The sequence below is a fragment of the Gemella cuniculi DSM 15828 genome, assembly GCF_000425665.1.
Taxonomy (GTDB): domain Bacteria; phylum Bacillota; class Bacilli; order Staphylococcales; family Gemellaceae; genus Gemella; species Gemella cuniculi.
On record NZ_AUDW01000007.1, the window covers coordinates 1 to 21,974 of the forward strand.

The following is a 21,974-nucleotide window of genomic DNA, read 5'->3' on the forward strand; positions in this document are numbered from 1 at the left end:
TAATAAAGCTTTAAAGTCCTTTACCTCTGATAGAGGAAAAGAATTTTCTTGCTATAAAGATGTAGAAAAGATGGGAATAGATTTTTACTTTGCAGATCCATATTCTTCTTGGCAACGAGGTTCTAATGAGAATAGTAATGGTCTTTTTAGGGAGTATTACCCTAAAAAGACTAATTTGAATAATATTAATTTGACTGAACTAATTGAAAATTTAGTCCAATTGAATAATAGACCAAGAAAATGTCTAAATTTTTCAACACCATTCGAAGCATTATTACACGAGATTAATTTATTGAGTTAGGTGTTGCACTTTTATTTGCAATTCACCATATTAATAAACATATTTACAATTAATGTCAATACAGCTACTACTAAGGTTACCATCATACTTATCTCCATCTTCCTCTACATCTCCCTTTCTTCTATTATTTTTACCCCATCAAGTTGACTTCCCAACCACATTTTTATACCATCTCCGTAGCACTCCGCTTCTATTATATGCACATTATCTTTTGACTCTAATATTTTTGCTGTTGGTAGTCTATCTAAGGCAGCTTCTAATGAAGATCCACTAAATTCAAATATAATTTTTTTTAGTTTTCCTCCGTACATAAACTGGATTCTTTTTCTAAATTCTCCTTCATCAAATTTATTTCTATAAGGTATATAAAATGTTTTATCCGTATATTCTATATTACTCATTCTATCTATACGGAATACTAATGGTATATCTTCTTCACTTTTTAAACTATACGCTATTAAATAAAAGTAATATTCAGAGAACATTATAGCAACTGGCTTAACTTCTTTTTTAGTTTCCTTTTTATCCATTCTCACATAATCGTATTTTATAATGCAATTTTCTTTAATTGCGGCTGATAAGTCCCAAATTACATCTAATAAATCTTTCCCGTGCTGTAATTCAGTATAAGAATATTCTTCTCCTTGTAACAACCTACTAACAATCACCTTTGATTCTCTACTTAACTGGTTGAATAATTTCTTTAATAATGTAGACAACTCTTTTTTATTAAATGCTCTGCTTTCTAATAGTATTTTACTCACTGCCAAAATATCTTGTTGGGTTAGATTATTTTGATTTTTATCTATTGATACATATTTATATACTTTTTTGTCATAGTCATAATCTATCTTGTATTCACCTATTTCGTTTTTCTTTTCATAAAGATACATACGAAGCTCATCAATATCTCTTTGAATGGTTTTTTGTGATACACGATATTCTTTTGCTAAATCACCCTTTACTAATTTTTCTCCACGCCTGAATCTGTCATATATTTCTAAAGCACGAAATTTTTTATCACGTAATTTTTTGTTAACATTTACCTTTTCCATTTTATCTCCTAAAAACTTTTAATAAATTTTCAATTTTATATTTATATATTAAAAATAATCTTTGCACAATTATTTTGCTGTATAACAACAAAGCATTAAAATATTTTTTATAATTTTATATTATCCAACGCAAATTCCAAGTCAAACTTTAAATTTTTCAACTTGGAATCTGCTCTAATTATAAACTTCAAAAGTATAACCCTTTTCTATTCTTTATTATAACATATGCAGTAGACGTTATATGTCTATTGGACAAAATTTTTAATTTTTTTATAAAATTTTTTCTATCTATTTTTTCTTTACGTGATTAATAATAAAAAAACTATATTAATTTCTTTGATATTATAAACATTTTCATATGAAAATACCTTTTATTAAGTAAAATTTTTATAATTTTTCTAAGCCTTTTAAATTATATGGCGTTAATTGATAAACTTGGTTTAACCAATTATGGTAAAATAGATATGCTACACCACGCCATCTATTTTTTACTTCTTTTGTATCATCATCTTCTGGATAATAATTAAACGGAACTTTTATATCTAAACCATTATCCTTATCTCTTACATATTCATTATGCAAAGTATTAGCTTCATATTCAATGTGACCCGTTATAAATATTTTTCTAAGATCTTTTGAAGAAATTAATAATGTTCCTGCTTCCTCTGACTTAGCTAAAATATCAATCTCCGAAATTTTCTTCAGCTTTTCTTCTTCTATTATAGTATGTCTAGAATGTGGGGCTAAAAATGTATCGGTAAATCCTCTTGTCAAAGAATGATTTTCTATTAAAGTACTATGTTCGAAAATTCCAAAGATTTTTTCCGAAACTTTTTCTTTTTTTATTCCATATTCGTAATAAAGATTTGCTTGTGCTGCCCAACATATATTTATTGTAGAAAATATATGTGTCTTACTCCATTTGAAGATTTGTTTTAATTCTTCCCAATAATTTACCTCTTCATATTCTAAATGTTCTACAGGCGCACCTGTTATTATAAGTCCATCATAATATTCATCTTTTACTTCTTCAAATGTTTTGTAAAATTTTTCTAAATATGAATTTTCTGTATTTTTTGAAACATGGGTTGCCATGTGAAGAAATTCTATTTTTATCTGCAACGGTGAGTTCCCCAACAATCTTAAAAGCTGTCGTTCTGTTTCTTCTTTTTTAGGCATTAGATTTAAAATTAAAATTTTCAGTGGTCTTATATCCTGATTTTTCGCCCTAACCTCCTCTATTACTATAACTCCTTCTTCTATTAAAGTATTTTTTACTGGTAAATCATTCTCAATACATATTGGCATAAAACTATTCTCCTTTTCTACTTTTTTCTATATCACTAAGTCAAAAAATATATTATGACAAAATTAGCTATGTTTATTTTTTAGGTTTTGTTTTATAGTGTGGATAATCTACACTACTAAGAGTAATAATCTGACTTTTTTCAAATAAAAAACTCGCCACTATTGTATAAAAATACAATAGGGACGAGTATATCGTGTTACCACCCTTGTTTATGTCTATCTCTCAATAAACATCTCTATCAGTACGTATTCATACTGTCTGCTATATCGTGCATAGACGTGCCTACCTATTAGATAAACAAAAACTCCAAGACCATTTTCAATTAGCCGTTACATTATTTTCTCACACCACCCGAAAACTCTCTGTACATAACCTAACTAATTTACTTATCTTTTCTACGTTAATTATATTAAATTAACTATAAGTATAAATAATATAAATAACTTTGTCAAGAAAATTACATAATCATTTTTTTATAAAATTTTACAAATTGTATGCTTCTAATTCAAAATCTTCACCATTGTAATTAAGAATATTTACGCTAGTATTTTTTACATGTTCTTCACTAGGGCGTAAGTTTTTACTATCTAAAAAGATTCTTATACATGCACCGTGACAAACTACTATAATTTTTTCATCTTTGTGCTGTTGATATTTTTCTTTTAGAAAATTCTCAACTCTTTTTGCGATATTCTCATCTTCTTCAACGGTATCAAATCTTCTGCATCACGCCCAGCATGCCACTCTTCATAGGTAGCACCTTCAAACTTGCCGTAATGCTTTTCAATAACACGTTCATCTTTTTCAATTAAAAGTTCGCTGTTATTTGAACCATCTAGCATGTATCGGCATGTATCATAAGCTCTATCCATTGTACTACTAAATGCTGCATCCAACTTCACTCCTTGAAGTTTTTTAGCAGCTTCTTTTGCTTGTTTGATCCCAGTTTCATTAAGTGGAATATTAGTATGACCTTGTACTAAAAAGTTTTTATTATAGTCAGTTTCTCCATGTCTTACTAAATATATTTTCATCTCTATCTCCTATTCAAAAATAAAATCTTCGTCTTCAATTGACTCTACATTCATACTAACTACATAACCATCACCTTTTACACTGAAGAAATCGTGGTTTTTTGTAGTGGTATTCATTGCATTTTCGATAATAGGATTTATTTCTTTATCTTCAAAATATCCAGGATATCCTAGATTTGCTAAAGCACGATTGGCATTATATTCGACATAATCTTTTACCTCTTCGTATAAACCAATTTCTCCATAAATATCTTTTGTATACTTCAATTCATTTTCGTATAAATCTAATAATAATTTATACATTTCTTTATTTGCTCTTTCTTGTTCTTCTTTAGTTAAGGTTTTAAAAATTTCTTGAGCATCAAATCCAGTAAAACTTCCATGAATCGTTTCGTCTAACAAAATTTTACGAATAATTTCTCCTGATGTTGTAACTTTTCCTTGTCCTGCTAAATATAATGGGTAGAAAAATCCACTATAAAAAATGTAACTTTCTAAAAATACAGAAGCTACTCTTGCCATATATAAGTCGTAAGTTTCTACTTCAGGTTTAAATAATTTCATATAATAATTTTCAATAAGTTTAGCTTTGAATTGAAGCTCACTATTATTCGGAACCCATTCATCAAGTAAATAATCTGTTTCTTGACTTGAAATTAAAGATGTGAAGATAGTTGAATAACTTTTAGCATGTATTTGTTCCATCATCCCCATAAAACTATAGACAGCTTGTTTACGCATATCTTCAGTATGAAGTGACACCAAAGGCATACCTATATCCCCTTGTTGAGTATCAAGACCAGTTAGCCCTGCAAGAACCTTTTTATATGCTTCACGTTCTTTTTCATTTAAATCTTCATTCCAACTTTTTATATCCTTTGATACTTTAAATTCAGTATCAACCCAAAATTGTGCAATATTTTGACGCCAATACATAAATGTCAAGTCGTCTTGTTTATTCCAGTTTACTGCTTTCATTTATAAATATCCTCTCTTTATTATATTGCACATGAAGTACATTCTTCTACTGAAAGAAGTTTATTTCTTGTATAATACAACGATTTCAGTCCTTTGTGGTGTGCGTAAATATAGTATCTTGCAAGCTCTCTTGTTGTGATATCCGAATTTACGTATAAAATTACAGAAATACCTTGGTCAACATGTTCTTGAATCACTGACATTAAGTCTATTAATTTCATTTGATCCATAGTAAATGCAGATTTATAGTACCACTGAGTTTTTGGACTTAAGTACGGCATTGGATAAAATGTTTCTGCATTCCCATAAGTTCTACGTTCTATTTTATCAACTATAGGTAGTACACTTGATGTTGAATTTTGAACATAAGAAATACTTTGAGTTGGTGCTATTGCCATTCTATATGCATGGTACAATCCATTTTCTTTAATCCTATTTTTCAAACTATGCCAATCTTCTTTTGTTGGAATATATATTCCTTCAAATAATTCCTTAACTTTTTCTGATTTTGGCATATAGTCTTTTTCTATGTATTTTGTGAAGTAACTTCCATTATAATAATCAGATTTTTTGAAGTCTTTAAATGTTTCTCCACGTTCTTTAGCAATTTGCATCGAGCGTTCCAATGTATAGTAATTCATCATCATAAAGAATACGTTAGCAAAATCTTTTGCATCTTCACTATCATAAGCAATTAAATTTTTTGCTAAATAACCATTTAAGTTCATCGCACCCAACCCAATCGAATGAAATTCTTCATTTGCTTTTACAACACCAGGTGCATTTTTTATTTTTGTTGAGTCACTTACAAAAGTTAGAGCATCCATTCCAGAATAAATTGATTCTTTTATTTTTTTACTTTCCATAACATTAACAATATTTAATGAAGCAAGATTACAAGAAATATCACGTTTTATAATATCTCCTTCACCATAATCTTTAATTATAGAAGTCTCCTGAAGTTGGAAAATCTCCGTACATAAATTACTCATCTTAACTTGACCAATTTCACGTAATGCATGATTTTTATTGGCATTATCCTTAAACATTAAGTATGGATAACCAGATTGCAACTGAGTTTGAGCAATAAGATTTAACATATCACGAGCATCATATTTACGTTTTAGAATATTCTCATTAGCTACAAATTCATCATAATATTTAGCTAAATCTATATCATCCAATACTAAACCATATTCTTCATAAATAGAATGTGGACCAAACATGTAAAAATCTTTATTTTCTCTTGCTAAATCAAAAAATAATGAAGGAACGATAATTCCTGTAGAAATAGTAGGAAGACGAAGCTCTTCATCAGCATTAACTTTTTTAGTATCCAAAAATTCCAAAACATCATAGTGGAAAATATTCAGATAAACAGCTCCTGCTCCAGGACGTTGACCTAGTTGATCAGCATAAGCAAAGCCTTGTTCTAAGGATTTAGCCACAGGAATAACACCTTTAGCCACTCCTTTTATACCTTTAATACTTTCTCCACGAGCACGAAGTTTTGATAAGTTAATTGCAACTCCTCCACCAATTTTTGAAAGTTGTTTTGCAGTTGAATCGATATAGTTAATAGAATTTAGCGAGTCTCCAACTTCTAATAAGAAACATGAGACAAGTTCACCACGACGACTTCTTCCAGAATTTAAAAATGTTGGTGTAGCTGGTTGAATTCTTTGTTCAAGCATGGCAATCATAAGTTCTTTTGCCAAAGTTACATCACCATCAGCTAAGTACATAGCTACTATAAATACATGTTGGTTAAAATTTTCTAAATATTGTTTTTTATCATTAGTTTTTAATGCATAATCTTTATAAAATTTACTCGCCGCCATATAACTCTTAAATTCAAATTTAAAATTGGCCGCAAGTTCTAAACATTCTAAAATTTCATCTTCTATATATTTATCAAATATATTATAGTAAAAATTCTCTTCTACTAGATATTTTAATCTTTTTATTTCTGAACTAAACTTTACAGTTTTATAATCAACCTCACGAAGAAATTCAGCAATAGCTTCTTGATCTTTTTCTAATTTAAAAAAACCATTATCTCCTCTTTTAGTTACTTCATTATTTAGTTCAATATGGTTAAATTTTTCCATTCTTTATACTCTCCAAGTAAATTTTCTTAAATTTTATTAAATCTTTTGTATTTCCATGTAATTCTATTTTCATAAGAAGCGGCACATTATATTGTTCGCTTATAGTTTCAGCAGCCTTTGCAAATCTATTACCCCAATTTCTATTACCACTTCCCACCACACCTTTAAGATGGTTGTGATTTTTTTCTAAAAAACTTTCAACATCTTCGGGAATTTTACCAAAACCAATCGTCGGGGTTACTAGTATATAATCAAAATCTACATCATAATCTATTTCCCATAAATCAACAACATCCTCTTCAGGGATTTTGCACATATCAACAAATCTTTTACAATTACCTGTTAATGAAAATACAATCACTTTCACCTTTCTCACGCTCCCAGTAAAAAAATATTTCCGATATTTCCCGGAAATTTAAAACTTAATATTTATTATACACTTTATTAAATCTTTTTTCAACAGTAAAACTTTGGAATTTATTACAAAAAAAATTTATAAAAAATTTTTACTTTATTTAATATTTAAATCATTATTTATCTCTTACTTCTTGTTTTTATTAAAGAAAATATTTTTTTGGATTAATTTAAAATAAAAAACCACTTCAAAAATAAAGTAGTTTTCTCTAGTATCAGGATAAAAACTAAAATTTCAAATTTCTTAATCTTTTATCTACCCTTTATTAAAATATGCTAATTACTTTTATTGCTCGTCCTTCTAGCAAACTCTGAAAAATAAAATTTATCTACCCTATGACGGCTTTCTGTATAATGAAGAAAATCTGTTCCTTCTGTATAAACATCACTTCTAAGAACTGCTATGTGTTCATTTCCGTTTAAGTCTATGTACCTGATATCTTCCTCACTTACACGCTCTATTTTAAAATCTTTGTTACCGTAAGAAATTTTAATACCAAGATCTTTTTCTAAATATTCATACAACGATTCTTCAACACGTGCTGTTGGTAAATTACCTATGATATTCTTTTTAATATAATCTTTATCTAAAATTACGGCTTCCCCTTCTATTATCCTTTGTCGTAAAAGATAAATCAATCTCTCCCCTTTTTTAACAAAACCCAACTTTATTAAAAATTCTGGAGCTTCAACTTCTTCATTTATTAAAACTTTAGTTTCAGTTTCTAAATTTTGAAGTTCTTGTCTTTCTTTAAAACTTATTAAGCCCGTAACAGGAACTCTATATTTATGCACATCCAAAACTATTGAACCTTTACCTTGAATCTTATGAATATATCCATTTTCTAGTAATAATAGTAAAGCTTTTCTTATAGTTTCCCTAGATACATCATACTCTTTTGCTAAGTCATTTTCGCTTGGCAGCAAACTATTAGACCTATACTCTCTACTTTCTATTTTTTCTTTTAACTCTAAATAGATCTTAAAAAACTTATTCATGATTTCCCCCAAATAAATATATCTGTAAACATTTTAACACAATTTTATATAATTATAAATATTTTTTACTCAAAAATTAGATTTTCAATCAATTTTTTGTTAAAAACTACAAATATGTAAACCAAAAATTTTTATTTCTATTCTCTGTAAGGTTGAACAAAATAAAAATTTTAATTTTAGATCCTACGTTCCTAACTTTTCTATGTTATAATTAAAAAGTATGGAGGAAATTAAATGAAAAAAACTATTATATATTTTCTTATAACAATTCAAAATATTACTTTATTTATTAGTTCTATACTAGCTATAATTTTTTATAATTGTTTTAATATTGAATTTTATAAAAAATTTTACCAACAAGAAAATTTAGCTAGCTTTATAGGAACTAATTATGATGAACTATTAAAAAACACAACCAATCTTTTGGATTATTTAAATGGAAAAAATTCTTTAAATAAAAACTGGTTTACCGATAAGGACATTTTACACATGATAGATGTAAAAGATTTATATGACACCAGCTTTAAGTTTATGATTTTTGGATTTATTATTTTTTCTATAACTACTACACTAATAATATTTCTTAGTCGTTCAAAAACTTTAAACTACATAACTGCGTTATTTAATAAAATTTTATTATGTTTTATTCTTTTAATTGGTTTACTGGCTGGTATTATTTCCACTAATTTCAATTCTTTCTGGATTAAATTTCATACAACATTATTTTCTAATGATCTTTGGTTACTTAGCCCAGATGAATCTAATTTAATAAAAATGGTACCTGAAGAATTTTTTATTAGTTTAATCGAAAAAATAATTATTCAAGTCCTACTATTATTTATTTTATTATTTATTCTAAATTTAGTTGTTAAAAAAAAGGTTAATAAACACTAGGGTGTATAACTTCAAAAGATTCATTTTGCCTCGATATTTATTATTAAACCTTTGTTAATTTTATTAAGTATGGATTAAAAATTTTATTTAAGTTTAGAATGTGTTATAATTAATTCTAACTTATTTAAAAATTTATGAAAGGATATTCTAATGGCAGATAAAGATAAAAATGTTATTACTGAAGATAAAGTAACTTTTAGATTGTGCGATGCTTGCTTGGGTGTTAATTTAAAAACATTAATCCCAAAACTAAAGAAAAAAGCACCTAATGCAGAATTTATAATTGGCTGTCAATCTTATTGTGGACCTGGTCGAACTCAAACTTTTACCCTTGTTAATAGTAGAATTTGTATTGCTGATACCGAAGTGGAACTTATGCCTCTTGTTGATGAAAAACTTCGTGATCGTATGAGTGCAGAAGATGAGGAAAAATATAGAAAACGTCTAGAAAGAAGACTTGAACGTACATTCTACTTTATTGTTCCTGAAAATGTTACGGTGAATATTGGAGAAGATGTTGCTATTGATAAAGAAGGAGTTATAGCACGAAAAGCTGGAAAATCTTACCTTGATATGCTTACGATAGAAAGTAATTTCAACAAAAATATCCCTGGAACTTACGAAGTAGTTTATAAAGTTGATATTGATGGAAAAGAACATAAAAGAACTAGAACTATTGTCGTGAAAAATGAAAGCGAATAATAATTTTAATCTATAAAATATAATAACTATAAAAGCTTTTAACCTTGTACATTTAGTCATTGTTTATTTTAATATATTTTTGTTAATAAAAATAATATTATCCTTAAATAATGAAAACAAACCCCTGATTTTTTTGAAATACATTTTATTTTTTATTAAAGTGTGTTATAATATAAGTAAAGACATACTAAGTCGGGAGGTTTTGACTATGGAAAACAAATATTCTAAAATATTGGTCGCAGTTGACGGTTCTAAACAGGCTGAGTGGGCCTTTAAAAACGCTGTAGCTATAGCACGAAGAAATGAAGATGCTGAACTTTATATTGCTTCTGTTATTGATGCAACAATCGCTACTTCTGGTTTATCAGATCCTTATATTTTTAATTCTTTCTACAAACGTACTAAAGAATTAGTTGATAGCTATGTTGAATCTGCTAAAGAAGATGGTCTTACTAAAGTTTATGGAATCGTTGAACAAGGTATTCCTAAAATTGTTTTAAGTGAAGATATTGTTGATGAAAAAGGTATAGACCTTGTAGTTTGTGGTTCTTCAGGATTAACAGGGTTCAAACGTATGCTTATGGGGTCAGTATCTGAAGGTATCGTAAGATATGCTAAATCAGATGTTATTATTATTAAACAACGCTCTATTCCAGAAGGATTCGAAGCTACAATAGCTAAAAAATTCCAGGAAGAACAAGATAAATAAAAAACACTAACAGCTTCTAGATGAGTTTTATCTAGAAGCTGTTATTAAGTTTTTTATCAACTGTCTTTATTATAAAATTAATTTTTCTATTCTAGTATATTTTCTTTACATTTAAACTATCATAATTTAATGCTGCTAATTGAACTGAACTCGGACCAAAATATTTTACATAGTCGTGAAGTTGTTGAATTTCATTATAAACATATACTCTATCACCTAATCTTATATTTTCATCAATTTCTACTACCAAATGACTCATCATAGTTGAATATATATTTTTCTCTTTATTGTTTATTATACAAGTATTGTTTTTTAATCTGTCTCTTAATATTCCATCACCATATCCTATATTAACTATACCAACTTTTTTATTTGTATCAGCTATGTAAGAATTAGAATAACCTATACACTCTCCTTTTTTCAAAGAAACTATATTGATTATTTCTCCATAAACTGTAATCGGTGGAAATATTTTTAGTCCTTCTAACCTAACTGGATATTTTTTAATATTATATGGCATTGCTCCATAAAGAATTATCCCTAGACGAACATGAGTAGCTTCTTTGAATACTCCATCTCTCAAAAATGACGCGCTATTTTGTAAATGAATAACTTCAAAATCATGTTTTTTTGTAGCTTCTTTTAGTATCTCTAAAACAAGTTGTTTTTCTTTCTCGTATAATCCATTAAATTCATCAGCAAATGCAAAATGCGACCAAAATCCTTTTAATTTCAATTTATTGTCCTGGCAAAATTTTATTATTTCTAAAACTTCTTCTAAATTTTTCGCTCCCGCTCTACGCATACTTCCAGCAAATTCTAACTGTAGTGTTAGGTCTCTTATACTATCTAAATTTTGCTCTAAATATTTTAAACTTGGTATATTTATTTCGATATTATATTTTTTTGCAACGGTAAAATCATACATAGGATTTAATAAAAAAATTTGTGCTTCTTGTCCTAACTCATTTCTTATTATTTTGCATTCTTCAATTTTTGTTGTTGCAAAATAATTTATTCCTACTTCCGAAAAAACTTTTACACACTCTTTAAGATTAAGATTATAAGCATTATTTTTCACTACTGCTACAATATTTTTTGCCTGTTCTTTTAAATTAAATGCATTTTTTTTAATATTATTATAATTTATTTCTAATGTCGCCATAACTCTCCTTTAAATTTTAAAAATGATGGACTCAAAAATCATGATTTTTTTAATGATATTCTAATACAAACTTATATCCATTTTTTATATCACTTTGCTCCTTTAAGGCTCACAAGAGAACTTATCAAAGAAACTCTAATCAATATGCCTTCAATACAAATAGATTAGTAAGTTTCTACTAATTTTATTAAGTTAAGAGAAAAACTCTGAACATAACAAATAAAAGATTACATTATTTCTACTGGGAAATAGCTTACAAGCCTGATTATTTAGGATATATTTTTTGTTCTGAAAATTAATATCACCCTAGGTTAAAAATTTCGAATTTTTGAGAAATTCTTACCTATGTCTGTTTATTATAGTTCTCTATTATACCCAAATAATATTTTACTCCAATTTTTAGAATCTTCTCATCAAAATTAAATGTAGGAGTATGCAACCCAGAAATAAAGTTCTTCTTTTCATTTTTTAAACCTAAAAAACTGTAATTAATTGGAGAAAGTCTACTAAAGAACGAGAAATCTTCTCCATATAAATAGGCTTCTTCTAATTCTATATAGTTTATATTTTTTTCTTCTACTACTTTTCTTATAACTTCATAAGGTTTTTTATCATTTATAACTGCTGGATAACCTTCTGCAAATTCTACTTTTATCTCTGCTCTTGTCAAATATTCTAAACCCTTTTTAGTATCTAGTATAGCTTTTTTTATAATTTCTAAATCACTCATACTATATGTACGAATTGTGCCTTCTAGGTAAGCATTTTCTGCGACCACATTCATGGCATCTCCTCCATACATTTTCCCAATATGAATTATGTTAGTGTTTTTCGCTTTGGTATGAAGTGAATTTAACTTTAACATTTCTCGATAAAACATAGTCGCTACATTTAAAGCATCTACTCCATTATTTTTTAAACCTACATGAGCAGCTTTACCTTTGATATAAATTCTATACTCATTAGCACTTGCCATAATTTCATTTGGTTTAGAAACAATATATTCTTCAGGATAATCTGGATTCATATGAAGCGCATAGCTTGCTAATATATTATAATTTGAAAAGTCGAAATCATTTATTAAAAGATTACCACCTCCAAAAGTTTCTTCTGCTGGTTGAAATACAAAAATACTATTTACTTTTGTTTTATTATTTTTATAGTACTCAGCTGCTTCTATAACGCTTCCCAACAGCATTGTAGTATGACCATCATGACCACATGCATGCATCACTCCATTATTTTTTGATTTAAAATCCACATCATTTTCTTCTAAAATGGGCAATGCATCAATATCTGCTCTGAAAAGCACAGCATCTTTTGTTTGTTCGCTAGCACTTAATATAACTACTAGACCTGTTTCTAAAGTTTCATTATATTTTATATTGTAATCATTTAAAACATTTACAATATACTTTTTTGTTTCATATTCTTTTAGCGATAATTCTGGATATTCATGTAAATATCTACGCCAATTTTTTAAATTTTCTTCAGTTATTACTTTCATTTTTCTAACCTAATTTTTGATATATTATAAATTTCTAAGTTCTGCAATAATATCTACTTTTTCTTCTGCTACTTCATCTCTTGTTTTAATAACTTTTGCTGGAATACCTGCCACTACATCTCCACTCGCTACATCTTTTGTTACAACACTTCCCGCCGCAACTACAGCATTATCTCCAATCTGAACGCCTTCTAAAATCACAGCATTAGCACCGATAAGGACATTATTCCCAACTCTTACTGGTATTGCATTAGCCGGCTCAATAACGCCTGACAAAACAGAGCCTGCACCAATATGGGAATTTTCTCCAACTTCAGCACGTCCACCCAAAATTGCATTCATATCAATCATAGTATTTTTTCCAATTTTAGCACCAATATTTATGACTGCTCCCATCATGATAACAGCATTATCTCCAATACTTACATGATCACGAATAGAACAACCAGGCTCAATGCGTGCATTGAATCGTGTAAAATCTATCATTGGTACACCACTATTACGACGATCGTTTTCTAAACGGAAATTTTTAATCATTTTTTTATTAGATTCTAAAAATTCATTCCAATCCTCTAAATCAGCAAAAATAATTTTTGAATTTCCTTCTCCAAAAACTTCCAAGTTTTTTGGGAATTCTACTTGATTATTAAAATTCACATAAACTTTTACTGGTGTTTTCTTTTTTGACGTTGCTATAAATTTGATTATTTCTTCTGTTGATTTCATTCAATTCTCCTAATCTTCCTCAAATATTTTTATTATAAATTTTATATTACACTACAAGTAAAGTCAAGTTACCATTTTTCAAAAAAGTAAGGAAATAAGTAATTCTTTTGACAATCATGGCGAGTTTATCTTCTGCCTATTTCCCCATTTTTTATTAAACTACTCTATTCCCAAAACATCTTTCATTGAATATAAATTTGGTGTTTTTTGATTCACTAACCATTTGGCCGCAGTTACAGATCCTTTTGCAAACATTTTCTTACTGAGGGCGGTATGTTTGATTTCGATCATCTCATCTTCTCCTGCAAAAATTACTTCATGTTCACCTACTATAGTTCCACCACGTACCGCATGAATTCCTATTTCTTTTTCTGTTCGTTTCATATCTCCATGTCGCCCGTAAACACGATTATATTGCTCTGCATCTTTAACTGCATCTACTAACATCTTAGCTGTTCCACTTGGTGCATCAATCTTTTTATTATGATGTTTTTCTATTACTTCTATATCGTAGCCAAGCAATAACTCACTGGCTTTTTTTACTAATTCAACTAGAACATTTACACCTAAACTATAATTCCCTGCATAAACTACTCCAACTTCTTTTGCTAATTTTCTAATTAAATCTAATTCTTCTAAAGTATGACCAGTTGTCGCTATTACAACTTTTGTCTTTGTTCTAATTGAATACTCTACTAATTCATTCGTTCCTGTATGATGTGAAAAATCAATAATTACATCAGCTATTTCATTCACATCACTATACGAAATATAAGTAGGAAATTTTTCCTTTAACAGTTCACGTCCGACTCCTGCCACAATTTCTAAATCTGTACTTTCTTCAATATAATTTTTTAAAACTTGGCCCATTGTGCCATTATATCCACTTAAAATTACTTTCATACTATTCTCCTTTTTACGAATTAAGTCTTGTAATCTCTTGTTCAAGTTTTGTTGCTAAAGTTGGTGCAACATGTGTCATAGGCAAACGATAGTTACAGGCAGATTTTCCTATTAACTCTACACATTTTTTCACTGGCATTGGGTTTGGTTCAGCAAATAATAAATGAATAAAATCTAAATATTTCAACTGTAAATCCATTGCTTTATCAACTTGTCTTTCTAATGCATATTTGCACATTAAGTGAGTTGCTCTTGGATAAACATTCGCAAGAACTGAAATAGTCCCTTTCCCTCCCGCCAAAATAATCGGCACATTAATATCATCATTTCCTGAGTAAATATCTATACTATCCCCACACAACTTTCTTACAGCTAGCGTGTGCGAAATATCTCCAACTGCATCTTTATATGCTACTATATTTTTATGTTTTGATAAATGAAGAATTGTTTCAGGTGTCATTACTTGGCCAGTTCTTCCTGGGACATTATATAAAACTATTGGAGTATTAACACTGTTTGCAATTTTTTCAAAATGCTCAATTAAACCTTGTTGACTTGTTTTTATATAATAAGGTGTTACTACTAATAATCCATCTGGTCCAAGCTTTTCTATTTCCTTACTTAGTCTTATGGAGTGATTTGTATCATTAACTCCACTTCCTGCAATAACTGGTACACGCCCATTTATTTGTTTTATCGCAAAGTCTATTACCGCTATTTGTTCATCATCTGGCATCGTTGAGCTTTCACCAGTTGTCCCTGCCACAACTATCGCATCAGTTCCTTCACTAATTTGAAATTCTATTAATTCTCCAAAAGTTTTATAATCCACACTTCCATCTTCAAAAAATGGTGTTACTATCGCTACCGCACTTCCTGTATAAATTGTCATAATTTTTTCTCCTTGTTCTATATTTTTACTAATATTATTGACATTACAAAATTAAATATCATTCCTTAATAAATCTTCAACCGTTTCACCTTTAACTACTAGTCTACTACTTCCATTTTTTACAAACACAACTGGTAATTTTGGTAATCTATTATAGTTACTACTCATACTATAATTATATGCTCCTGTTGATGATATTAATAATAAGTCTCCTGATTCCACCTTTGGTAATTTCACATCCATCACTAACATGTCTCCTGATTCACAACATTTTCCTGCTATCGTATAAACAGTATCTTTTTCTTTATCCATTTTATTTACAATAGCAGCTTCATACTCAGCTTTATAAAGCGCATAGCGTGGATTATCTGCCATTCCTCCATCTACAAAAACGTACTCTCTTCCAGCAAAAGTTTTCTTCACTCCACCTACAGTGTAAAGTGTACTACCTGCATTACAAACTAAACTACGTCCTGGTTCAATAATAACTTTATTAAGATTTAAATCAAAATTTTCACTTTCTTCTTCGATAACTTTTATAAATCTTTGTAAAAATTCAGCGAGTTCAAACGGTTTATCTGCATCTGTATAATAAACTCCAAATCCACCACCAAAGTTTAAAACTTTAATAACTATGTTTAATTTATCTTGAACCTTTTTACTAAATTCCATAACTACTTTGACAGCTTCAAAGAAGGAAGATTCTTCAAAAATTTGCGAACCTATATGGGAATGAAAACCTAAAAAATTCAAATGACTTTGACGATTAATATCATCAATTAAATCAAAGATTGTATCATCATAAACTGAATATCCAAATTTTGAATCGTCTTTAGCTGTTTTTATATATTCATGGGTATGAGCGTCTATACCTGTGTTAATTCGCAAAATTACATCAATAATTTTATTATTTTTTTTCGCAATTTCATTAATTATTTCATATTCGTAGTCATTGTCAAGAACGATTGTTCCTACACCAACTTCTATTGCATATGCCAGTTCTTCAAGGGTTTTATTATTTCCATGAAAATATGCTTTTGACATATCAAATCCTGATTTTATAGCAGTATAAATTTCACCTAAAGATACTACATCAACACCCAATCCCTCTCTACTTGCAATACGCAATACTTCTAAACAGCTAAATGCCTTCGATGCATAAAGGATTTCTGTTTTAAATTTACTACTTTTAAAATTATTTATAAAAATTCTACATTGTTTTTCTAACAAATTTTCATCATAAATATATAGCGGTGTTCTATATTTTTTCTTTAAATCTCCTACCCTGACACCAGAAATTGATAATTCTCCATTCAAAACATTCATTCCATTAAAAAGTTTCACTTACATTCTCTCCTTTTAAATACATATATAAAAATAGACTACAAGAACAAAAGGTTCCTGTAGTCTAGTCTATAACTATTCTATATCCTCTTGCCCTTATTATAAAAAGCTCACCATAAAGAAAATGGGCATTTTCTAATGACAGTGTTATACCTATTCGATATAACCCCAGTGAAAAAATCACTTCGGCGATGCTACCTTTTAAATTAGTCATCGCGGCCTCTTTTTATAATACTTAATCTATTTACTTAAGAAAGATGATAACATATATAATTATTAATGTCAATTATTTTTTTGCTAATTTTTAAAAGTTTTCTGAAAATATATAATAAAAGTAATTGTGTATTTATATGATTTCACTTAGTTATGATTAAAACCAAAAATTTTATAATAAAATTTGTTTTCCTCATGAATTCGAATTATATGATTTTTCTCTAAGGAATTATTCGACTGTCCGTCTATAAATAATAATTTTATATACTAGTAAAATAAGAAGTAATAAATCAACAAAAAGACTGGCAAAATAATATATAGCTGCATTAGTATTACTCCTTACACCACTTTCATCTTCATAAAGATGTCCCTGAGAACTAAAAACTTCTATTTTATCACCCATACTATATGAAAATCCTCTTTTAACATTTTCTAATTCTTTGCTAACTCCCTTATCAAGAACGGTAATTTTATATTGTATTCCAGCTCTTGTAAGTTCAGACTCGACATTACTTACAATAACCTCTACTTTTTCATAATTTATGGCAGTCTGATTAACATTACACCAGAGACATACACTAAAAATAATACCAGCTAACAATAGTATTGTGCGAACAACAATACTTCTTCTGATCTCTTCTTTCATTTTTTATCTCCTATAATACCTATACTATATTTACTCTCAATTACTTATCTAATATACTATTTCATACCCAATAGTTCACTTTCTTCTATTTCCTTTAATGTTATACCATTCTTATTTTTCCGATCTACTTTTCCATTTGTATACCCACCCAATACAAATGCTCCTGCATAAGATGAACTACTTAATAATTGATTACTCATCAATACACTATTTTTAATAATATTTTTACCCTTTGTCATAACATCTCCTATAAGATCATACAATATATTACTCTTAATTATAACATATAGCTATAATAATTGAAAAATACAATCAGTTAAAAGTAAGGTTAAATAAAATTTACTGAGTTAAACGCAGTCAAATCTCCACATTTAATATTAAAAAGTACATTCGTTATCTAGATAAAATTCTACTTCAATAATAGTTTAATATTTTTACACATTTTTTGAGAAAATAAGAAGCAAAGTTTTCTTGTTTCAATACATTCAAAATTTACATATTAAGGGTATCTCCGTCCCAAGCCTCAAAAAGTATTTCCAAATAAATTTTGTTTGAACTTAACTATTTAAAATAGTTTCTTAAGACAAAGATCTTTTTAATGTTAACTTATACTAATTACAAAATTACATATTTAATTTTGACTGCAAAAAAACAAGATACAAAAATTCAATCTTGTATCTTGTTTAAAAAATTAAAAATAAAGTTTTTTCAATTAATTATTTTCTTTTAAGAAATCAACAACTTTTTGAATTGATAATTCCGCACGTAGATCTTCTATACTAATACGTTCTCTTACACCATCATCTGTCATTGAGTACATTTCAGCTAGTTTTTTAACCTCAGCATCTATTTCTTCATCTGTTACTTCAACTTTTTCAGTTTCAGAAATTTCTCCTAATACAAACGAAGTTTTTATTTTATTTTCTGCATCTGCTCTCATTTCAGATTTTAATTCATCCGAAGACTTACCTGTGAATTGCTCATATAAATCAAATGATAATCCTTGACGAGATAAGTTTCCTGTAAATTGTTCAAACATGGAATCTACTTCTTGATCAATTAATTTTGCAGGTACTGATAATTTTGCATTTTCCACTACTGTAGAAATTACTTTATCTGAGTAAGTTTTTTCTGCCAAATCTTCTTTTTCTAATTTGATTTCTTCTTTTAATTTTTCTTTGTATTCTGCTACAGTTGATGCTGATTCTTTTGAAAATTCTTTAACAAATTCATCTGTTAATTCTGGTAAAACTTTTTCTTTTACATCATGAATAGTAACTTCAAATCTTGCTTCTTTTCCTGCAAGATCAGCAACTTGGTAATTTTCTGGGAATGTTACATTAACCTCAGTATCAACTGGTGCAACTTTTCCTTCTAATTGTTCCTCAAATCCTGGGATAAATGAACCTGATCCAAGTTCTAATTCATAACCTTTAGCTTCTCCACCATCAAATGCTTTATCACCAATATATCCTTTAAAGTCGATTACAACAGTATCACCTTTTTTAGATTCTTCTTCTTTTACTTGCCATTCAGCTTCACGACTTAAAATACCATTAACTCTTTCTTCCACATCTGTTTCAGATACTTCCACAACTTCTTTTTCTATTCCTAAGTTTTTATATTCTCCAAGTTCAACATTAGGTTTTACAGTTATTGTTGCCTCAAATTGAACACCAGTTTCTTTGCTAATTTCTTTAACATCAACATCAGGCATAGCAAGTGGTGAAATTTCTAATTCACTAATCGCTTTAGTATATGCTGTTGGTAATACAAAATCGACAGCTTCTTGGAATAATGACTCTTCTCCATACATTTTGTTAAAAACAGTTCTTGGTAATTTTCCTTTCCTAAATCCTGGTGCATTTACTCTTTTAACCACTCTTGCAAATGCTCTATCTAATCCTTTACCAAAATCTTCTTTCGATGCTGAAAAAGAGATAACTACTTTTCCATCTTCTTTGTTTAAAATTTGTGACATTTATTCTTCCTCCAAAACACTTCTAAGTATCATAAAAATATTAGTATAAAATACTAAAAACTCTTGATTTATTATATAGTAAATGCTCTAAAAAGTCAATCATTAGTATTATAAACATCATATTTCTATAAAGTTTTTTAATAAAATTTATTTTATTCTTTTTTAAAGAATTATAAGTATATAAAAACTAATTTTTTTAGTAATTTATAAAATAAGGGTCGTTCAAAAAGCAAAATTCTCATAAAATCACATCAATTATACACAGAGATAATAACTCACCTGTCTTCAAGTTTACTTCATCAAGAGTTTCTTTTAACCAAATAAAACCAATAGATTCTTGTTGACTTGTTTATTCTAAAATTTATATAGATTAGAGTTCTCTTGAGTATTTTTCTCAGAAGATACTGTCCACATTTTTTCTCCGCAGGAAAAGTTTGCATGTAATGATTTTTAAAATCTTATTATCAAGAAATTATGTTTTTCAAATCAATCCTCACCTATCTTCCATTTAAAAATTGTGTGAATTCTTTTATTAATTTATCATTTTCTCTATGAAGTAGGAAAATATGTTTCTAATAAGCTATAAAATCTCTTTGTATGATTTGTCTCCAAAAGATGTGTTAATTCATGCACAACTATATGCTCTAGACATTCTATAGGATATTTTATTAATTCTTCATTTATCCAAATTCTTTTTTTTATTGTATTACAAGTACCCCATCTTGTTTTCATTTTTTTGATTCTAAGTTCTTCTACTCTTATATTCATGAGAACTTCATACTTCTTTACAAAATCTAAACTTTTGTTATACAAAATTTCTCTTAAGTTTTTACGGAAAATTTTTTCCAAATCTTGCATGGGATTCCTAGTACCCAAAAGTATTTTATTGTCTTTAACTAAAAAATAATCTTTATTACTTTTTAAAATAACTAGTTCTTTTTCTTCCCCAAAAATAAAGTATTTCTCCCCTGTTTTATATTCTCTTTTTTTCGGTATAGTGTTTAAAATATTACTTCTTCGTTTTTTTATTTCTAATATATTATCGAAAACTAATTTTTTTATAATATAATTTTGAGTTCGAAGTGGTGCGCTTACTACTACATCACCATTTTTTTCTACTTTTAGATATATATTTTTCATATTTTTTCTGTATTTTATTGTTATATCCAAATCTTTCACTTTTATAATTTTTTTCAAATTAACCTCCTCTATATTTTCATTGTTCAAGAAATATTTTTTCTAGCACCCTAAAAATATTATTTCAATTCAGCACCTACTAAGGCTGTACCTATTCTTATATGAGTCGCTCCTTCTTCTATAGCTATTTTATAATCATTACTCATCCCCATTGACAAAAATTCACATGGTGCATAAATTAATTCTAAATTTTTGATATCATCTTGCAATTCTTTTAATTTTTTGAAACAATTCCTTATAGTTTCTTCATCGTCAACAAAAGGTGCCATAGTCATAAGTCCTACTACTTTTATTTTTGGATACTTTTCTAGTGATTTTATAAAATCAACTACTTCTTCAACTTTTAGTCCATGCTTACTTTCTTCTCCTGAAACATTTACCTGTACAAAACATTTAATTACTTTTTCAGCTCTTTTATTTATTTCTTGTGCTAAACTTTGTCTATCAAGTGCATGGAAATAGTCTACCTTATCTATAACATCTTTTACTTTTCTAGTCTGTAAACTTCCAATCAAATGCCAAATTTGATTAGGAAATTTTGCTTTTCTTTCTAAATAATTCACTGATCTATTTTCCGCAAAATTTGTTAATCCTACTTTTTGAGCTTGTTCAACACGTTCATCGCTCACGTACTTAGTAACTGCTATTAATTTTATATCTTCAAAATTTCGATTACTTTTTTTGCAAATCTGTAAAATATCTTTATTTATTTTTTCAAAATTTTCTTTAACATCCACTTTTTTCAATACCTCTTCTCTTTTATTCATTACTATACTCTACTAGTTTTATATTATCATATTTTTATTAAAAATAATTAAAAAAAGAAAATTTTCCCATAAAAAATAAGTAAAGATTAATTCAAAAGATAGTAAATTTTTTTCAACTTCGAATTAA

The 21,974-nt window shown here is 28.0% G+C and carries 22 protein-coding genes, 1 pseudogene, 1 riboswitch and 1 other annotated feature; of the genes and pseudogenes, 4 read left to right on the forward strand and 19 right to left on the reverse strand.

What is annotated here, in order from left to right:
* Window positions 1-301, forward strand: a 301-nt coding sequence (locus H612_RS08855; RefSeq protein WP_035500069.1) for an IS30 family transposase, incomplete at its 5' end; no start/stop codon positions are given.
* Between the two features lie 104 nt (window positions 302-405).
* Here the strand turns inward: H612_RS08855 and H612_RS0100630 are convergent.
* The 8 genes from H612_RS0100630 to treR form a co-directional block, all read right to left on the reverse strand.
* Entirely contained in the window at window positions 406-1,356 is a 951-nt protein-coding gene (locus H612_RS0100630; protein ID WP_027129711.1) for a helix-turn-helix transcriptional regulator, read from the reverse strand.
* A 387-nt stretch (window positions 1,357-1,743) separates the two neighbouring features.
* A complete protein-coding gene (locus H612_RS0100635; protein ID WP_027129712.1) occupies window positions 1,744-2,664 on the reverse strand; it encodes a homoserine O-succinyltransferase in 921 nt (306 codons plus the stop codon).
* A 176-nt stretch (window positions 2,665-2,840) separates the two neighbouring features.
* Window positions 2,841-3,072 (reverse strand) — a binding site (T-box leader).
* Between the two features lie 76 nt (window positions 3,073-3,148).
* Complete coding sequence (locus H612_RS10340) at window positions 3,149-3,355, reverse strand: histidine phosphatase family protein (RefSeq protein WP_281170283.1); 207 nt, start codon at window positions 3,353-3,355, stop codon at window positions 3,149-3,151.
* A complete protein-coding gene (locus H612_RS08860; RefSeq protein WP_281170279.1) occupies window positions 3,328-3,699 on the reverse strand; it encodes a histidine phosphatase family protein in 372 nt (123 codons plus the stop codon). The genes H612_RS10340 and H612_RS08860 overlap by 28 nt, the downstream gene beginning before the upstream one ends.
* A gap of 9 nt (window positions 3,700-3,708) precedes the next feature.
* On the reverse strand, window positions 3,709-4,677 hold the full coding sequence (gene nrdF, locus H612_RS0100645; protein WP_027129713.1) for a class 1b ribonucleoside-diphosphate reductase subunit beta: 969 nt from the start codon (window positions 4,675-4,677) through the stop codon (window positions 3,709-3,711).
* 20 nt (window positions 4,678-4,697) lie between these two features.
* Window positions 4,698-6,788, reverse strand: coding sequence for a class 1b ribonucleoside-diphosphate reductase subunit alpha (nrdE, locus tag H612_RS0100650; RefSeq protein WP_027129714.1), 2,091 nt, complete (start codon window positions 6,786-6,788; stop codon window positions 4,698-4,700).
* Window positions 6,775-7,155, reverse strand: a complete 381-nt coding sequence (nrdI, locus tag H612_RS0100655) for a class Ib ribonucleoside-diphosphate reductase assembly flavoprotein NrdI (protein WP_027129715.1) — start codon at window positions 7,153-7,155, stop codon at window positions 6,775-6,777. The genes nrdE and nrdI overlap by 14 nt, the downstream gene beginning before the upstream one ends.
* Before the next feature lie 323 nt (window positions 7,156-7,478).
* Window positions 7,479-8,201, reverse strand: a complete 723-nt coding sequence (gene treR / locus H612_RS0100660; RefSeq protein ID WP_035500073.1) for a trehalose operon repressor — start codon at window positions 8,199-8,201, stop codon at window positions 7,479-7,481.
* Window positions 8,202-8,435: 234 nt separating this feature from the next.
* On the opposite strand from treR, the gene H612_RS0100665 reads away from it, so the two are divergent.
* The 3 genes and pseudogenes from H612_RS0100665 (at window position 8,436) to H612_RS0100675 (ending at window position 10,506) form a co-directional block, all read left to right on the forward strand.
* Entirely contained in the window at window positions 8,436-9,095 is a 660-nt protein-coding gene (locus H612_RS0100665; protein WP_027129717.1) for a TIGR01906 family membrane protein, read from the forward strand.
* Between the two features lie 150 nt (window positions 9,096-9,245).
* A pseudogene (locus H612_RS10455) lies at window positions 9,246-9,560 on the forward strand (YuzB family protein); the annotation flags it as partial.
* Between the two features lie 445 nt (window positions 9,561-10,005).
* On the forward strand, window positions 10,006-10,506 hold the full coding sequence (locus tag H612_RS0100675) for a universal stress protein (protein WP_027129718.1): 501 nt from the start codon (window positions 10,006-10,008) through the stop codon (window positions 10,504-10,506).
* Window positions 10,507-10,597: 91 nt separating this feature from the next.
* Here the strand turns inward: H612_RS0100675 and alr are convergent, their stop codons facing one another.
* From alr to H612_RS0100740, 11 genes are all read right to left on the reverse strand, one after another.
* The gene (gene alr, locus H612_RS0100680; RefSeq protein WP_027129719.1) at window positions 10,598-11,671 is read right to left on the reverse strand and encodes an alanine racemase; all 1,074 of its coding nucleotides are present in this window, start codon (window positions 11,669-11,671) and stop codon (window positions 10,598-10,600) included.
* A 343-nt stretch (window positions 11,672-12,014) separates the two neighbouring features.
* Window positions 12,015-13,178, reverse strand: a complete 1,164-nt coding sequence (locus H612_RS0100685) for a M20 metallopeptidase family protein (protein WP_027129720.1) — start codon at window positions 13,176-13,178, stop codon at window positions 12,015-12,017.
* 24 nt (window positions 13,179-13,202) lie between these two features.
* Window positions 13,203-13,904, reverse strand: a complete 702-nt coding sequence (dapD, locus tag H612_RS0100690) for a 2,3,4,5-tetrahydropyridine-2,6-dicarboxylate N-acetyltransferase (protein WP_027129721.1) — start codon at window positions 13,902-13,904, stop codon at window positions 13,203-13,205.
* A 159-nt stretch (window positions 13,905-14,063) separates the two neighbouring features.
* The gene (gene dapB, locus H612_RS0100695) at window positions 14,064-14,807 is read right to left on the reverse strand and encodes a 4-hydroxy-tetrahydrodipicolinate reductase (protein WP_027129722.1); all 744 of its coding nucleotides are present in this window, start codon (window positions 14,805-14,807) and stop codon (window positions 14,064-14,066) included.
* Between the two features lie 13 nt (window positions 14,808-14,820).
* Window positions 14,821-15,699: a 4-hydroxy-tetrahydrodipicolinate synthase gene (gene dapA / locus H612_RS0100700; protein WP_027129723.1), complete on the reverse strand. Its 879-nt coding sequence runs from the start codon at window positions 15,697-15,699 to the stop codon at window positions 14,821-14,823.
* Between the two features lie 51 nt (window positions 15,700-15,750).
* A complete protein-coding gene (gene lysA / locus H612_RS0100705) occupies window positions 15,751-17,043 on the reverse strand; it encodes a diaminopimelate decarboxylase (RefSeq protein WP_027129724.1) in 1,293 nt (430 codons plus the stop codon).
* A 98-nt stretch (window positions 17,044-17,141) separates the two neighbouring features.
* Window positions 17,142-17,276: riboswitch (Lysine riboswitch) on the reverse strand.
* Window positions 17,277-17,485: 209 nt separating this feature from the next.
* A complete protein-coding gene (locus H612_RS0100715) occupies window positions 17,486-17,902 on the reverse strand; it encodes a hypothetical protein (RefSeq protein WP_027129725.1) in 417 nt (138 codons plus the stop codon).
* Window positions 17,903-17,958: 56 nt separating this feature from the next.
* Complete coding sequence (locus H612_RS0100720; protein WP_027129726.1) at window positions 17,959-18,141, reverse strand: DUF4357 domain-containing protein; 183 nt, start codon at window positions 18,139-18,141, stop codon at window positions 17,959-17,961.
* A gap of 473 nt (window positions 18,142-18,614) precedes the next feature.
* The gene (gene tig, locus H612_RS0100730; RefSeq protein ID WP_027129727.1) at window positions 18,615-19,883 is read right to left on the reverse strand and encodes a trigger factor; all 1,269 of its coding nucleotides are present in this window, start codon (window positions 19,881-19,883) and stop codon (window positions 18,615-18,617) included.
* Between the two features lie 549 nt (window positions 19,884-20,432).
* Entirely contained in the window at window positions 20,433-21,080 is a 648-nt protein-coding gene (locus H612_RS08870; protein ID WP_245570428.1) for a M48 family metallopeptidase, read from the reverse strand.
* Between the two features lie 59 nt (window positions 21,081-21,139).
* The gene (locus tag H612_RS0100740; protein ID WP_051210076.1) at window positions 21,140-21,847 is read right to left on the reverse strand and encodes a YggS family pyridoxal phosphate-dependent enzyme; all 708 of its coding nucleotides are present in this window, start codon (window positions 21,845-21,847) and stop codon (window positions 21,140-21,142) included.
* Between the last annotated feature and the right edge of the window lie 127 nt (window positions 21,848-21,974).